Source organism: Proteiniphilum sp. LBM24028, assembly GCF_056629195.1.
Genome location: NZ_CM152817.1, coordinates 3,553,923 through 3,569,048, shown reverse-complemented (window position 1 = coordinate 3,569,048; position 15,126 = coordinate 3,553,923). Strand labels below are relative to the sequence as shown.

Below are 15,126 nucleotides of genomic sequence, written 5' to 3'. Positions count from 1 at the left end.
ATTATTCAATCGTTATTTGGTTGTTTTTCTCCCGCTCCATAATTACCATTTGTTGACGCACCGATTCGGAATGGATGGCCTCAAGCACCTTTTTAATGAATTCGCCCGACATTTCCATCCGTTCACCCTGGTAAGCACGGTCGGTCAGTATCTGGTCGTAACGTTGCGTCTGCAGGATGGGCATGTTGTGCTCCAGTTTATAATGCCCTATCTCACGTGAGACACGCATACGCTTGGCCAGTAACTGCAAAAGGTCGTTGTCGAGGTCGTCGATCTGATCGCGCAAAACCGACAAATCTTCGGTGGTCTGGGTGGTATCACGGATCACCAGATTCTGAAGAATTTCTTTGAGCGCTGCCGGAGTAACCTGCTGTGCCTTATCGCTCCATGCTTCATCGGGAGAGCAGTGCGATTCGATGATTAATCCGCTATAATTAAGATCCATCGCCTGCTGGCTTAACTTCTGTATAAGATTACGTGCTCCGCCAATGTGACTTGGATCACAGAGAATGGGCAGCGTGGGAAAGCGGCGTTTCAATTCAATGGGTATATGCCACTGGGGGATATTTCGGTAAATTGTTTTATCAGTGGTGCTAAATCCTCTGTGGATTACACCCAGCCTCCTGATTCCCGCATTGTAAAGACGTTCAAGTGCCCCGATCCAAAGCTCCAGATCAGGATTCACGGGATTTTTAATCAGAACGGGGATATCCACCCCCTTGAGGGTGTCGGCAATCTCCTGTACGGCAAAAGGGTTGGCAGTCGTGCGGGCACCAATCCAGAGCATATCTATGCCATACTTTAGTGCCTCATAGACATGTTTCTCGGTGGCTACCTCGGTAGCCATATACATGCCGGTTTCCTTTTCTGCCTGCATCATCCATTTCAGGGCAGGACTTCCAATTCCTTCAAAGCCTCCCGGTTTGGTACGGGGTTTCCACACGCCAGCTCTGTATATTTTCACTCCGGTGGCAGCGAGCTGTCGGGCAGTAGTCATCACCTGCTCTTCTGTCTCGGCACTGCAGGGTCCGGCAATCACAAGCGGCCTCTTCGCGTCTATTCCCGGTAATAAAATTGATTCAAATTCCATTGTCTTATTGTTATTCAGTTGTAATTCAAATTTACTGCGTAAATTTAGATGTTTGCTGCGTTCGGTAAAATTCAAACAAGTTTGATTTTACACTCACTGATCGCAAACATTCAAAGTTGTAAATAGGTTTCAATCCTTTTGCATGCTTCCTGCATTTTCTCCACGGAAGAACCGAGTGAGATGCGGATAAATCGTGCGCCATTGCTGCCGAAGATAGAACCGGGAGTAATAAATACCCGCGCTCCCTGCAGCAGCTCATCCACCAATGCTTCACTCCCCGGCGATGCGTCGGGTAGCTTGCCCCAGACAAACAGTCCCACCTGACTCCTGTCATAGGAAGCATTCAACAGTTCCATAATTTTCTCTGCCCATATGCGTCGTTCGGCATAGATACGATTCATATCGGCATGCCAGGCAGCACTGTTCGACAGCGCAGCCACCGCAGCCAGTTGCATTGGTTTAAACTGACCGCTGTCGATATTGCTCTTGGCCCTGAGCACCCACTTTACAAACTGCGGGTTGGAGACCAGCATTCCCATGCGCCAGCCCGACATGTTATGTGACTTACTCAATGAGTTCAATTCAATGCAGATATCTTTAGCTCCGGGCACCGATAAGATACTCATGGGAGTGTCATTCAGAATAAAGCTGTATGGATTATCGTGGCAAATAATGATGCCATGCTTTCTGCCGAAAGCTACCAGCTTCTCAAACAGTGATGGGGTTGCATTGGCACCGGTAGGCATATTCGGATAGTTCACCCACATCAGCTTTACCCCCGTGAGGTCAAGCCTCTCCAGCGCCTCAAAATCGGGCTGCCATCCATCCTCTTCCTTTAAGTCGTACTGAATGATCCGGGCTCTGAGCAGCTCCGACACCGAAATATAGGTGGGATAGCCTGGATTGGGTACCAGTACTGCATCCCCGAAATTCAAAAATGTCATTGAGATATGGAGAATACCCTCTTTTGATCCGATAAGCGGTAACACCTCATCCTGAGCCAGTGACACACCATAGATGTTTTTGTACCATTCAGCATAGGCACGCCGCAATTCGGGTATACCCGCATAAGGCTGATAGGCATGTACATCGGGACGCCGCGCAGTCTCACACAACGTGTCGATGGTTTCTGGCGACGGCATCCGGTCGGGTGCTCCCACGGCCAGACTGATTACATCCTTGCCTTCGGCATTCATGCGGGCCACTTCAGCCAGTTTTACAGAAAAATAGTATTCCTGAATAGACTTGATATGTTCGGCAGGTTCTATATGCATCATCATAAATTATTAATTCTGTTGTCCTTATTTTCTGGTCCCTGATCCTTCCGGTGTTTCTCCGCCCTGTATTCACCCAGTATCTTCAGGCCACTGATCAGCGGTAAAATTGCATCAATCGATTGTCGGTATCTATTGTAATCGCTAAAGGTCAGGTCGATATAGAACTGATACTCCCACTCCCTGCCAATGATCGGGAGCGACTGAATACGGGTGAGGTTGATACCGTAAAACGATAAAACAGAGAGTACCTGGGATAAGCTGCCCTCGGCATGTGGCAATACAAATACCAGTGACGATTTGTTGATATGATTGTCTTTCTGAATCTCGCGTAGCATCTCTTCACGTGCGAGTATAAAAAAACGGGTGAAATTACGTTTGTTTGTTTCTATACCCGCTGCAAGGATTTCCAGTCCGTATATTTCGGCCGCGAGACTGCTGCAAATAGCAGCTGTGCCAACCAATCCTTTCTCCTGAATGTCCCTGGCTGCAAGTGCTGTATCATCGTGCTCCACCACCCTGATGCCGGGGAGGGTGTCCAGATAATCCTCACACTGCATCAACGCCATAGGATGCGACATCACCTCTCTGATATCACTGATTGTCTGCCCGGGGAGAGCCGCCAGTGAATGGGTAATACGAAGTTTATGCTCTCCGGCAATCTTCAGACTGTGCATTTTCAACAGGTCGTGATTCTTCAGCAAACTGCCGGCAATGGTATTCTCGATGGCCATCACACCTACCAGGTGCGGGTCTTTCTCTGCCTCTGTAAAAATATCGCGAAAGGTGTTGCATACCACTATTTCCAGATCTTCATCCTCAAAATATTCGCGTGCTGCGATCTCGTGATAAGCACCCAACCCCCCTTGTATTGCAACTCTTTTCATAGATTCTTTTTTTTCAAAAAAAAATCCCGCCGTATGATCGACAGGATTTTTTTATCTGATATGACTTTTTAATTTCTTCTCTTTGCATATAAAATCCTGCCTTCACCTACTAAAGTAAAAGTAAAACCAGAAAGAAAATGCAAATACCGAACTATTCATTATAATTATTCTCTTAAAATAATAAAGCAACCCAAATGGTGGATGCAAATGTACAAATTTTTTTATATATACAAATAAAAGGAAGAAAAAATATGACTCCGACACACGAAAAAAAATATCCATTTTTTACTGAAACAGTGTTTATATCTGACGAAAAGTTTATATTTGCAGATTTAAAAAAACCGAAAACTAATATTTACAACTCTAAATAATTGAAGCATGTTCAAGAATCATCCAAAAGGTTTGCTGGCAGCATCGTTGGCAAACATGGGGGAGCGGTTTGGTTTTTACACCATGATGGCTATTCTCTCGCTGTTTATTATGACCAAGTTTGGCCTGGACGAAACCAAAACCGGCATCATCTACTCTATTTTTTATGCCTCCATCTACCTGTTGGCACTCGTGGGCGGGCTGCTGGCCGATAAAACCCGTAACTATAAAGGTGTTATCCTGGGAGGTTTGCTGTTGATGACACTGGGTTATGTAATCATCTCCATTCCCACACCCACTCCTGTACCTGCTGGTCAGTTCGGACTTTTACTGGCGTTTACCTGCCTGGGGCTCCTCGTCATTGCTTTGGGCAATGGGTTGTTCAAAGGTAATCTGCAGGCATTGGTAGGACAGATGTACGACAATCCGAAGTACAGCAAGATGCGCGATTCCGGTTTCCAGTTATTTTATATGTTTATCAACGTGGGTGCCATCTTTGCTCCGTTCCTGGCTGTAGGTGTCAGAAACTGGTGGGTGGAAAAAAACGGCTTTCTGTATAATGCCGACCTGCCTGCTCTTGCCCACCAGCTGTTGGGAAACAAGATCACAGGCGAGGGGATGGAACGATTACAACGCCTCGCTGCTGAAGTTGGATATTCCGGCACCGACCTCACTGCCTTTGCAAATGAATATCTGAATGTTTTTACTACCGGGTTTCACTATGCCTTTGCTGTGGCTATTTTCGCCATGCTGATCTCTCTGGTGATATACACATTTAACAAGAACAGATTTCCTGACCCCGCAAACAAGCAAGCTACCGCTTCAGGCATCGAAGAGGTAGAAGAAATGGATATCAAAGAGGTAAAGCAGAGGCTATACGCCCTGTTCGCAGTGTTTGCCGTAGTCATTTTCTTCTGGTTCTCTTTTCACCAGAACGGCCTTACCCTCACCTATTTTGCCAAGGATTATACAGACTTGAGCCAGATTAAGGTCAACCTGGGATTTGCCACCCTACAGGGTGCTGAAATATTCCAGTCGATCAACCCTTTCTTCGTGGTGTTCCTGACACCCATCATCGTGGGATTTTTTGGTTGGTTGCGTGCAAAAGGCAAAGAACCTTCCACACCCCGGAAGATTGCCATTGGGATGGGAATTGCAGCATTGGCATATGCAGTAATGACATTCGGGTCGATGGGACTACCACTGAAGGGAGAGGTGGATGCCATGGGTGGACTGCCCGATTTAGCCCGTGTAACGCCCTGGTTGCTCATAGGCACCTACTTCATACTCACTGTGGCTGAACTTTTCATAAGCCCTCTTGGTATCTCCTTCGTATCGAAGGTGGCCCCACCAAAATATCAGGGTATTATGCAAGGGGCATGGCTGGGAGCAACAGCGGCCGGTAACAGTCTGCTCTTCATCGGCGCCATCTTTTATACTTCCTTTTCCATGTCGGCTACCTGGATGGTTTTCGTAGTTGCATGCCTCATGTCCATGTTCACCATGCTGGCAATGATCAAATGGCTCGAAAAAGTTGCCAAATGACGTTATTGGCACGACAGAAGTCTTACGGCCGGTGGGTACCCCACCGGCTTTTTTTGTGGAAAATATCCTACCCACAAACCTCTTCTTTTTTTGATAGATAACATCATCGGTTGATAACTTATGATAATAACTCAATCGGTTTTGGCTCTATTTTCCGTATATTTGCCAATATTGATTCCAAAAATATCAGGTAACCGATATGCACCCTTTTATACATCTGCATGTTCACTCACAGTACTCGCTGCTCGATGGGCAGGCCAGCATCCAGCGTTTGGTAGACAAAGCCTACGATGACGGCATGCCGGCCATCGCACTCACTGACCATGGCGCCATGTACGGCATCAAGGAGTTTCTCAATTATGTCAATAAAAAAAATGGTCCGGTCAAAACAGAAATAGGGAAAATAAAAAATGAGATAAAAAAACTGGAAAATCTGATTGCCCAAGATGCTGCCGGAAAATCTCAGGAAAGCGGATCAAAAACTCCAAAGATTGAACGCGAGAAAGAAAATCAACTCCTGTTGCTAGTCAAGAAACTCTCAGAAACAGAAAAAAAACTCTTCAAGCCGATCGTCGGCTGTGAGTGTTATCTGGCGCGCCGCGACCGGTTTCAGCAGGCGGACAAGATAGACGGCAGCGGATGGCACCTGGTGGTATTGGCCAAGAACATGCAGGGTTATAAAAATCTCATCAAGATCGTCTCCAAGAGCTGGACGGAAGGTTTCTACTACCGCCCGCGTATCGACAAGGAACTGCTGGAGCAGTATAGCGAGGGATTGATCGTCTCATCGGCATGCCTGGGAGGAGAGATATCGAGGAAGGTAGATGGCGGGCAAATCGCTGAGGCAGAAGAAGCTGTACAGTGGTACAAAAAAGTGTTTGGCGACGATTATTATCTCGAGCTGCAGCGCCATAAAACAGATCGTCCCGATGCCGATCAGACCACCTATCCCAAACAGGAAAGTGTGAATAAAGAATTGATCCGCATTGCAAAGAAATATGATGTGAAGCTGATCGCCACCAATGATGTCCATTTCGTAAACGAAGAGGATGCAGATGCACACGACCGCCTTATCTGCCTTAGTACCGGTAAAGATTTTGATGACCCCGACAGGATGAGATACTCCAAGCAGGAGTGGCTCAAAACCACGGAGGAGATGAACCGTATATTTTCTGATATTCCCGAGGCTCTCTCCAATACGCTTGAGGTGGCTGAAAAGGTGGAATTCTACTCGATAGACCACTCTCCGCTGATGCCCTTTTATCCCATCGATCCGGCATTCGGCACCGAAGAGTCATACAAGACACAATATCCCGAGGAAGTACTTGTTGAAGAGTTCGGTAATGAGACCTTTCATCGTCTGGGCGATTATAACAAGGTGATAAGGGTGAAGCTGGAAGCGGACTACCTGACACATCTCACCAAAATGGGCGCCCAAAAACGGTATGGGGACAATCTCAGTGAAGAAATCATTGAACGGTTGCAATTTGAGCTGGACACCATCAAGAACATGGGTTTCCCCGGTTATTTCCTCATCGTACAGGATTTTATTGCCGCAGCCCGCGAGATGGATGTGGCTGTTGGGCCAGGCCGTGGTTCGGCAGCAGGATCTGCAGTGGCTTACTGTCTGGGCATTACCGATATCGATCCTTTAAAATATGACCTGCTGTTTGAGCGTTTTCTGAATCCGGACCGCATATCGATGCCCGATATCGATATCGATTTCGACGATGAAGGGCGGGGTAAGGTGCTCCGCTGGGTAACCGAAAAATATGGCAGCGAGAAAGTGGCCCACATCATTACCTACGGCACCATGGCTACAAAGTCTTCGATCAAGGATGTGGCAAGGGTACATAAACTTCCCCTCTCCGAGTCGAACCGACTGGCAAAACTCGTCCCCGACAGGATTCCAAACGTAAAAAAAATCACTCTACAGACAGCCATCGACAACGTGCCGGAACTCAAGGAGGCAGCCAATAGCAACGATTCCCTGGTGAAAGATACGCTTAAATATGCTGCCATGCTGGAAGGAAACGTGCGCAATACCGGTGTGCATGCCTGCGGCGTAATCATCGGCCAGACCGACATATCCGACGTGGTTCCCATCAGTACGGCGGAAGACAAAGAGACCAGGGAAAAGATGCTGGTCACACAATACGAAGGTTCGGTGATTGAAGAGACGGGACTGATCAAAATGGACTTTCTCGGCCTCAAAACACTGTCCATCATCAAGGATGCACTTACCAATATTGAGTTAACCCATGGCAAAAGGATCAACATCAATACCATCGACATGAATGACGCGGCGACCTACCGCCTCTATTGCAACGGACAGACTACCGGTACCTTTCAGTTTGAATCGGCCGGCATGCAGAAATATCTCAAGGAACTCCAACCCGGCAAGTTTGAGGATCTGATTGCGATGAATGCGCTCTACCGACCGGGGCCCATGGATTACATACCTTCCTTTATCGCCCGTAAACAGGGCAAGGAAGAGATCAGATATGACTTACCCATCATGGAGAAATACCTGAGCGAGACCTATGGCATCACGGTCTATCAGGAACAGGTGATGCTTCTCTCCCGTCTACTGGCCGACTTCACCAGGGGCCAGTCCGATGAATTGCGTAAAGCAATGGGAAAGAAGATGATCGACAAGATGAACGCCCTGAAAGAGAAGTTTCTGGCAGGAGGAAAGAAAAACGGATACAATGAGAAGACCCTGAATAAGATATGGGCCGACTGGGAAAAGTTTGCCTCCTACGCCTTCAACAAATCGCATGCTACCTGCTATTCATGGGTGGCTTACCAGACGGCCTGGCTCAAGGCCAACTACCCGTCGGAGTATATGGCTGCAGTGCTTTCCAACAACCTGAACAACATCACCGAGATTACCAAGTTCATGGACGAATGCAAGGCAATGGGTATGAACGTACTCTGCCCCGACATTAACGAATCGTTTCTCAAGTTCTCAGTGAACAAAGCAGGAGACGTACGTTTCGGTCTTGCTGCAATCAAGAGTGTGGGACAGGGTGCGGTGGCTGACATCATTGAGGAACGCACAAAAAACGGGCCTTTTGCAGATATCTTCGACTTTGTGGAACGGATAAATCTTTCCTCCTGTAACAAAAAGAATATTGAAGCGCTGGCATTATCGGGCGCCTTCGATTCCTTGCCGGGCATCCATCGGGAGCAGTTCCTCGCCATGAATAGCAGAGGCGAAGAATTTCTGGAAACGCTCATTCGTTACGGGAACAAATATCAACAGGATAAACAGGAATCAATAAATTCCCTCTTTGGCGACGATACTTCATTTCAGATCGCGCGGCCGGAAATTCCGCACGCAAAGCGATGGTCCGACCTCGAAAGGTTGAACAAGGAACGTGAACTTATCGGTATCTATCTATCGGCTCACCCGCTCGACGACTACGAGTTTATTCTGAAATATGTATGCAATGCCGACACGGTCAAACTACAGGACCTTGAAACCCTGAATGGCATGGATATCTCGTTTGGAGGAATCATCACGGCTGTGCGTGAGGGACAAACCAAAAGGGGATCTCCTTATACGATTTTCAAAATAGAGGACTATACCGGCAGCTATGAAATTGCACTCTTCAGCGAAGACAGTGTCAATTTCGGCAGGTATGCACGCATTGGGTTGTCGGTTTATATTCAGGCGAAAGTTCAACCCAAACGATTCAGGCAGGAGGAACTTGAAGTAAAAATCAACTCCATTGGATTGCTGTCGGAGATGAGGGAAAAACTGGTTTCAAAGATCACACTTCAGATTCCGCTTACCGAACTGGATGAAACTACGGTGACAGAATTATCAGCGTTGGTGAAAAACAATTCGGGAAATTCATTGTTATACTTCCAGATTATCGGTGAAGAGTCCCACATGCGCATAGAGCTTTTTTCACGCCCGGCGCGGATTCAGGTGAACAGACATTTTATCGATTATCTGAGAGATAATCTACTGATCGATTTTAAAATCAATTAATCACATAATTAAAAAAGGAAAAATATGGCGCTTCAAATTACAGATGCAACCATTAACGAGGTGTTGCAGACAGACAAACTGGTAGTTATTGATTTCTGGGCCGAATGGTGTGGCCCCTGCAAGATGGTGGGACCCATCATTGAACAAATCAGCGAGGAATATAAGGACAGAGTGGTAGTCGGAAAACTTGATGTGGACAACAACGACGATACTACATCAAAATACGGGATCCGCAACATACCCACGGTGCTCTTCATTAAAAACGGTGAGGTGATAGATAAGGTGGTGGGGGCAGGCGCCAAGAGCCTTTTCACTGATAAAATCGACAAGCTGATCTGACCGGCAGACACAAAATAAAATAGCATCCCGTTTTCTTTTATAGACCGGGATGCTTTTTTTATGGGATGCTCACATTTAATATTCGTCCTCGTTGAAAAAGAAATCCTCCTTGCTCGGATAATCGGGCCAAATATCTTCTATTGATTCAAATATTTCACCTTCTTCCTCTATTTCCTGCAGATTTTCGATAACCTCCAACGGTGCGCCTGAACGTTGTGCATAATCGATTAATTCATCCTTTGTAGCGGGCCAGGGAGCATCCTCCAGCTTCGATGCCAGTTCTAGTGTCCAATACATTGAAAAAAAATTTTTAGTTGTTTGTTCCAAATTTTCCGCAAATGTATAAAAAGTTTTTATATATCTCCCTGTTCCCAGTATATTTCTTCCGATGTTTTGCAGCTTTCCAGTCGTGCAAGTACAAAAAAGTAGTCTGAAAGCCGGTTGAGAAAGACAACCACTTTCTCCGAAACGGGAAAATCCTCCGCTACACGGTAAACAATACGCTCTGCTCTGCGGGTAACCGTCCGGCAGATATGAGCCCTTGAAGCAGCTTCGTTGCCGCCGGGTAGCACAAAGCGGTTCAGGCGTGGCAGGATCGCATCGATCTGATCGATCTGTGCTTCGATACGGGCAATATCGTGGTCGTTGACAATGCTTGCAGCCTTTGGCAGTTTGCTTTCGGTCTCCGTCGCCAGAAACGAACCCACGGTAAAGAGCTTATGTTGTATGTAGCGCAGGAAATCATGATGCTCCTTCTCTTTGACTTCACAAGTTAACCAGCCGATAAAACTGTTCAATTCATCAATAGTGCCGTAGGCCTCAAGTCGGATATGTGTCTTACGTACCCGCGTTCCACCGACTAGCGATGTAGTTCCCTTATCGCCAGTCTTTGTGTATATAATACTTTTTTTCATTGTTTGTTTTTTTGTATATGGTCAGCAGCGAGCTATCCGTTCTTTACTAACAAACTTTCTTCACAGCGGTTTACAGGATATTTTCTCTGTTGTTCCTCGAAACGGGCACTATAATCATACGAGATAGTGCATTTTGTGAAAGGTAGAGTGCAAAAAGGCAATACCTGTTGTCTTCCTGTCGAAGGTGATGTTGATCCGTTCATCTTTAACGATGGCAGACCAAAATTGTTTATTTTGTCTGCTGTTTATTGGAAAAACAACCCAATAGGTATTCTCATGGCTCAGGTGGAGCAAGTTGTCAATAGTAAGATCCCGTATCGATTCTCTCTCTTTCAGATTGATAAAGATGGCATCGTAGGGCTCTCTACCGTTTTCTTTCAGTACTGTCACAAACTCACATCTGTTTCCGATATCTGCCAGCAGCTTTTTCGCTGCCTCCACCCGATACACCTCCTTCTCTATACAGGTACAATGAATATCGGAAGCCACTGATGTAAGATAACATGTATTTATCCCAATACCCGAATTTATTTCAAGAATACGTTTTGAATTGAAATGATTGACAAGACGAAAGGAGAGATGATTGAGGTCATTATCAAAACTTTGTAGGCCGTTTTCCCTTAGTATTTTCGGGATATCGTAAAAAGCATAATAATTGTGTTTTTTACATAACACATTAGTTATCAAGTTAAAGTCAAAAGATGAATGAACACCGTGTCCCCGGGATTGTTTTAAACGAAGCCACCACCTGAAGTGCCACATCGTACCGTTATATTTTTTCGATTAGCGCAACTGCATAAGCGGTAATACCTTCCTCCCGACCTACAAATCCCATTTTTTCGGAAGTCGTTGCTTTAATGGAAATGGCATCGCCGTCGAGCTCCATTACCTCGGCCAGCTTTTGTTGCATTCCAGGGATGTAGGGATTCAGTTTTGGCCGTTCAGTGCAAACCGTTGCATCAATATTTCCCACACGATATCCCTTGTCGTGCAACAAGGAGATACATTTTTTCAACAGTATCTTGCTGTCGGCGTCCTTGTAACCGGGTGAAGTATCGGGAAAATGATAACCGATATCCCGCAGACCTGCTGCCCCCAGAAGAGCATCACAAATGGCATGGATCAAAACGTCTGCATCGGAATGTCCAAGTAATCCCGAATGATGATCAAGTTGAACGCCGCCAATCCACAGCTGGCGTCCCTTTTCAAAACGGTGCATATCGTAGCCAAATCCAATCCGCATATTCATAATCACCGCATTAAGTTTCTGATCCCCTCAATGTCGAATCCTAAAGAGAGACGCAGTGTCTGATCCAGCGGGTTCGACTGCGCGGTGGAGATCAGATAGGCTGCATCAATCTGAAAAGATTTCATTCTGAATCCGGCACCAAAGGTAAAATAACGCCTGTTACCCTTGTTCTCTGCCTCATGGTAGTAACCTGTTCTCACGGAAAATTGATTCAGATAGGTATACTCCATTCCCAGAGACCACATGACCTCCTGCAGTTCTTCTTTCAAGCCGCCCTGTGCATCTCCAAACGACTTGAAAATGCCGGCGATTGAAGAGATACCCTGATAATCTTCAATGCGCTGTTGTGCCTCTTCCGCAGTCTCCCCTTCCTTCGCCAATTGTGGTGTGGGAACGAGCAGTTTGTTGAGATCCACACTGAATGAAAGGGTGTGGTCTTTTGCTATAGGATACCCCAGGGAGGCTCCCAACCGCATGTTTGCAGGGAGGAAATAGGAATTGCCACCCCCGTCATATGAGATTTTTGTACCGATGTTGGAAAGATTGAAACCCAGACCAAGCAGCACCTCGGCACGTCCCGGATAAAGATAGGATTCATTGTAGCCGGCTATGTCTGCAGCAAATGCATTACCGGGCGTCGTCTCATTGTTCCCTGTGGAGTAATCGGCCCGGATATACCTGAGTGTTACAGCGCCGGCAAAGGTTTCCGAAAGTCTTCTGGAATAGGCAAGATCAAGCGCAAACTCGTGTGGTGAAACAGTTTGCCAGAACTCACCGTTCATGTCGGCAATGTCAATGTCACCTAACGAGAAGTAACGTAATGAAGCGCTAAGCGCATCGAGATCGTCGTTCCCCGGTTTCCAGTATCCTGAAGCATAGAGCAGGTGAATGTCGCTCACCAGCTTGCTCAGCCAGGGTGTATAGGAAAAAGCCACACCCCCCTGGGTAGAAATAAACGGGTATTTGGCTGCATTCCAATGCTGGGAATAAAGGTCGGGCATGGTTGCCGCGCCTATATCTCCCATTCCCCCGCCTCTGGCATCGGGAGCAAATTGCAAAGAGGGCATAGCCACAGGTATGGGATTATACTCCTGTGCCATCACGATACTGCTCCATAATATATAAAGAATACAGTACAAAAAAACTCCTGCTCTTTTGTTCATTATGATACCGATTGATTATCTTGTTGCAGCGAAACTTATTTCACCCTGAAATCCAACAGTTTTTTATCCCCGATATACCCTTGCAAATGGTCGTTTACCTGTACCGGACCTACGCCGGCGGGTGTACCGGTAAAGATAAGATCACCCATTTTCAAAGTAAAGAACCTGCTAATATACGAAATAATCTTATCCACCGGATAAATCATATCTCCCGAGTTACCCTGCTGTACTGTTTTTTGGTTGATGTCGAGACGAAAATCCGCATTATTCACTCCACCTGCATCCTCTTTGGAGATAAAGGTGCCTACAGCAGCAGAATTGTCGAAAGCCTTGGATATCTCCCAGGGCAATCCCAGTTCTTTCTGTTTCCTCTGCAAGTCACGGGCGGTAAAATCTATACCTACCGTAACCTCTTCATAATAACGCTCTGCAAAGCGTTCTGCAATATTTTTTCCCAGCCGGCTTATTTTGACTACCAGCTCTGTTTCATAATGCATCTCTTGCGAAAAATCGGGGAGATAAAAAGGTTTTCCACCTTTGAGTAGCGCAGTATCGGGTTTCATAAAGAATACCGGCTCCTCACTCACAAACATACGCTTCATCTCTTCATTGTGTGATGCGTAATTAAGTCCTACAGCAAAAATCTTCATGGGCGTAAACGATTAAACATCACTGCCAGATGAGCATATAGTGATGTATTTTGTAAAACAACACCTTCCGGTACACGAATTCTAAAAGGAGTAAAATTCCATATCCCTTTGATACCTCCACTGATCATATAATCAGACACCTCCTGTGCATAACCTGGCGGTACGGTCAGGATACCTATTTCCGCTTTTATCTTCTTGTTTTTCTCGAAAAATTCATCGGTATGGAAAACAGGAATGGTGTATACTTTTTGGTTCACGATGGATGACTTCACATCGAAGCCTGCAATAATTTTCAGGCCATATTGCTCCAATCCCGAGTCGGATAGTAAGGCAGCACCTAGGCTGCCTACACCGAACAACACGGCCTTATGGGTTTGTTTGAACCCGAGAAAGGTTTCAAGTACCGAAATCAGGTCATCGATATCGTAACCGACTCTTGTCTTTCCGTTTACATCAACATAGGATAAATCCTTGGCTATCTGGGATGCGGAAACATCGATCTTCTTTGCTATCTGTGTGGAGGATACAATGGTCTCTCCCTGGCTTTTCAGTAGTTTTACATACGATAAGTACCAGGGAAGCCTTCTAAGCGCCGGCTCAGGTATTTTAGCGGAATCATTCTGAACGAACATACCTTTGGGTAAATTTACGATAACGCCCACAAAGATACATTTTTTCCGGAGAATTTTGGGATTTTTTAAATTCTGTTTAAAGATAAATTTCTTTAATATCGTCTGGAATCACTTTTGTCATTCGCGATTTCTTTATCGGAAGGATAAATTTATCCTTTACTACGGACACTGTCTATATTATGGAAATTCTGATACCATTTTTATCAGTGCCTCACTCCGGAGACATCGCGCATGATGGCCCGGACTGATCCCAGCTTCAGACTGGTATTGATGATGACCGGGATGCGATTTTTATCATTCGTCAACGATGCGCTGAGCGACTCTTTTGGATCGGTGAAGGCATCATCCTGAATGTTCATTGAAATGTTGATTACCTCGTATGTTTTACCGTTATTTGCTTTTATTGATGAAGTGCCCAGATAGTTCACATACATGTCCACCGGTCTTTTACCCGAAATGAACTGGATATAATGCTTGTCGCCCTTCTTCATACCGGTATAGTCCAGGTTTCTCACGTAAGAGATCACGGAGAGATAATCATATGTACACTTATCGGTTGTAACTACCTCGTCGAATCTCTCCACGTGGTTTCTGTTGCGAAGTGCGCGTATATTTATCTTATCTCCCTCGTAGGTAAAAGATTGTCTTTCCACCGAATAGTCCTTTCCCTCTTTGGCCTCCTTCGTGAACAACAAGGGCCGCAGGTTATAATCAATGTAGGAGGTGAGGGTGTCATTTACCATATACAGGTTTCCTGCCAGACCCGAGGTGTTGAGCATCATCACCGTCTTGAATGCATTCACCCCACGGTAATTGGCTTCCATCGTCTGTAGTGATCCTCTGCCGGCTCGTGCACTCAGGATGCCAAAATCGAAATAAAGATCGTATTGTACATTCTCTCCGCTCTGAAACGCGGTGTTGGTAAGTTTGCACTGCGCATTTACAGGCAACAAGCCTGAGAATGAAAGAATAATAATAAACAGTCTAAAAATATATTTTTGCATTGTCTGT

General features: G+C 45.9%; 14 protein-coding genes. 3 read left to right on the top strand and 11 right to left on the bottom strand.

Annotated features, from left to right (window positions below; all coding sequences use genetic code 11):
• Position 1: 1 nt before the first annotated feature.
• From AC1HCU_RS14190 to AC1HCU_RS14180, 3 genes are all read right to left on the bottom strand, one after another.
• Positions 2-1,090, bottom strand: a complete 1,089-nt coding sequence (locus AC1HCU_RS14190) for a chorismate mutase (protein ID WP_480366963.1) — start codon at positions 1,088-1,090, stop codon at positions 2-4.
• A 110-nt stretch (positions 1,091-1,200) separates the two neighbouring features.
• Positions 1,201-2,367 (bottom strand): pyridoxal phosphate-dependent aminotransferase, encoded by a 1,167-nt coding sequence (locus AC1HCU_RS14185; protein ID WP_480371238.1) that lies wholly within the window; start codon positions 2,365-2,367, stop codon positions 1,201-1,203.
• The gene (locus AC1HCU_RS14180) at positions 2,367-3,251 is read right to left on the bottom strand and encodes a prephenate dehydratase (RefSeq protein WP_480366961.1); all 885 of its coding nucleotides are present in this window, start codon (positions 3,249-3,251) and stop codon (positions 2,367-2,369) included. Before AC1HCU_RS14180 ends, AC1HCU_RS14185 begins: the two co-directional genes overlap by 1 nt.
• 378 nt (positions 3,252-3,629) lie before the next feature.
• On the opposite strand from AC1HCU_RS14180, the gene AC1HCU_RS14175 reads away from it, so the two are divergent.
• The 3 genes from AC1HCU_RS14175 (at position 3,630) to trxA (ending at position 9,507) form a co-directional block, all read left to right on the top strand.
• Positions 3,630-5,165, top strand: a complete 1,536-nt coding sequence (locus tag AC1HCU_RS14175; protein ID WP_480366959.1) for a peptide MFS transporter — start codon at positions 3,630-3,632, stop codon at positions 5,163-5,165.
• Between the two features lie 199 nt (positions 5,166-5,364).
• The gene (dnaE, locus tag AC1HCU_RS14170; RefSeq protein WP_480366957.1) at positions 5,365-9,168 is read left to right on the top strand and encodes a DNA polymerase III subunit alpha; all 3,804 of its coding nucleotides are present in this window, start codon (positions 5,365-5,367) and stop codon (positions 9,166-9,168) included.
• Positions 9,169-9,192: 24 nt separating this feature from the next.
• On the top strand, positions 9,193-9,507 hold the full coding sequence (gene trxA, locus AC1HCU_RS14165) for a thioredoxin (protein ID WP_480366955.1): 315 nt from the start codon (positions 9,193-9,195) through the stop codon (positions 9,505-9,507).
• 75 nt (positions 9,508-9,582) lie between these two features.
• Here trxA and AC1HCU_RS14160 read toward each other — a convergent pair whose 3' ends face one another.
• The 8 genes from AC1HCU_RS14160 to AC1HCU_RS14125 form a co-directional block, all read right to left on the bottom strand.
• On the bottom strand, positions 9,583-9,804 hold the full coding sequence (locus AC1HCU_RS14160) for a DUF2795 domain-containing protein (protein WP_294072882.1): 222 nt from the start codon (positions 9,802-9,804) through the stop codon (positions 9,583-9,585).
• A gap of 56 nt (positions 9,805-9,860) precedes the next feature.
• A complete protein-coding gene (locus AC1HCU_RS14155) occupies positions 9,861-10,421 on the bottom strand; it encodes a cob(I)yrinic acid a,c-diamide adenosyltransferase (protein WP_480366952.1) in 561 nt (186 codons plus the stop codon).
• Positions 10,422-10,535: 114 nt separating this feature from the next.
• Positions 10,536-11,096, bottom strand: a complete 561-nt coding sequence (locus tag AC1HCU_RS14150; RefSeq protein ID WP_480366950.1) for an O-methyltransferase — start codon at positions 11,094-11,096, stop codon at positions 10,536-10,538.
• Positions 11,097-11,190: 94 nt separating this feature from the next.
• Positions 11,191-11,670: a 2-C-methyl-D-erythritol 2,4-cyclodiphosphate synthase gene (ispF, locus tag AC1HCU_RS14145; RefSeq protein ID WP_480366948.1), complete on the bottom strand. Its 480-nt coding sequence runs from the start codon at positions 11,668-11,670 to the stop codon at positions 11,191-11,193.
• A gap of 2 nt (positions 11,671-11,672) precedes the next feature.
• Entirely contained in the window at positions 11,673-12,833 is a 1,161-nt protein-coding gene (porV, locus tag AC1HCU_RS14140) for a type IX secretion system outer membrane channel protein PorV (RefSeq protein ID WP_480366947.1), read from the bottom strand.
• Between the two features lie 35 nt (positions 12,834-12,868).
• Positions 12,869-13,483, bottom strand: a complete 615-nt coding sequence (locus AC1HCU_RS14135; RefSeq protein ID WP_480366945.1) for a fumarylacetoacetate hydrolase family protein — start codon at positions 13,481-13,483, stop codon at positions 12,869-12,871.
• Positions 13,480-14,115, bottom strand: a complete 636-nt coding sequence (locus AC1HCU_RS14130) for a redox-sensing transcriptional repressor Rex (protein WP_480371235.1) — start codon at positions 14,113-14,115, stop codon at positions 13,480-13,482. The genes AC1HCU_RS14135 and AC1HCU_RS14130 overlap by 4 nt, the downstream gene beginning before the upstream one ends.
• Positions 14,116-14,318: 203 nt before the next feature.
• The gene (locus tag AC1HCU_RS14125; protein WP_480366943.1) at positions 14,319-15,119 is read right to left on the bottom strand and encodes a DUF3108 domain-containing protein; all 801 of its coding nucleotides are present in this window, start codon (positions 15,117-15,119) and stop codon (positions 14,319-14,321) included.
• Positions 15,120-15,126: the final 7 nt, after the last annotated feature.

Bases quoted from the DNA above. Each gene is read 5' to 3' on its own strand.
- trxA (WP_480366955.1), top strand. From the start codon at position 9,193: ATGGCGCTTCAAATTACAGATGCAACCATTAACGAGGTGTTGCAGACA.
- porV (WP_480366947.1), bottom strand. From the start codon at position 12,833: ATGAACAAAAGAGCAGGAGTTTTTTTGTACTGTATTCTTTATATATTA.
- dnaE (WP_480366957.1), top strand. From the start codon at position 5,365: ATGCACCCTTTTATACATCTGCATGTTCACTCACAGTACTCGCTGCTC.
- AC1HCU_RS14135 (WP_480366945.1), bottom strand. From the start codon at position 13,483: ATGAAGATTTTTGCTGTAGGACTTAATTACGCATCACACAATGAAGAG.
- AC1HCU_RS14190 (WP_480366963.1), bottom strand. From the start codon at position 1,090: ATGGAATTTGAATCAATTTTATTACCGGGAATAGACGCGAAGAGGCCG.
- AC1HCU_RS14180 (WP_480366961.1), bottom strand. From the start codon at position 3,251: ATGAAAAGAGTTGCAATACAAGGGGGGTTGGGTGCTTATCACGAGATC.
- AC1HCU_RS14125 (WP_480366943.1), bottom strand. From the start codon at position 15,119: ATGCAAAAATATATTTTTAGACTGTTTATTATTATTCTTTCATTCTCA.
- AC1HCU_RS14130 (WP_480371235.1), bottom strand. From the start codon at position 14,115: ATGTTCGTTCAGAATGATTCCGCTAAAATACCTGAGCCGGCGCTTAGA.
- AC1HCU_RS14185 (WP_480371238.1), bottom strand. From the start codon at position 2,367: ATGATGCATATAGAACCTGCCGAACATATCAAGTCTATTCAGGAATAC.
- ispF (WP_480366948.1), bottom strand. From the start codon at position 11,670: ATGAATATGCGGATTGGATTTGGCTACGATATGCACCGTTTTGAAAAG.
- AC1HCU_RS14175 (WP_480366959.1), top strand. From the start codon at position 3,630: ATGTTCAAGAATCATCCAAAAGGTTTGCTGGCAGCATCGTTGGCAAAC.
- AC1HCU_RS14155 (WP_480366952.1), bottom strand. From the start codon at position 10,421: ATGAAAAAAAGTATTATATACACAAAGACTGGCGATAAGGGAACTACA.
- AC1HCU_RS14160 (WP_294072882.1), bottom strand. From the start codon at position 9,804: ATGTATTGGACACTAGAACTGGCATCGAAGCTGGAGGATGCTCCCTGG.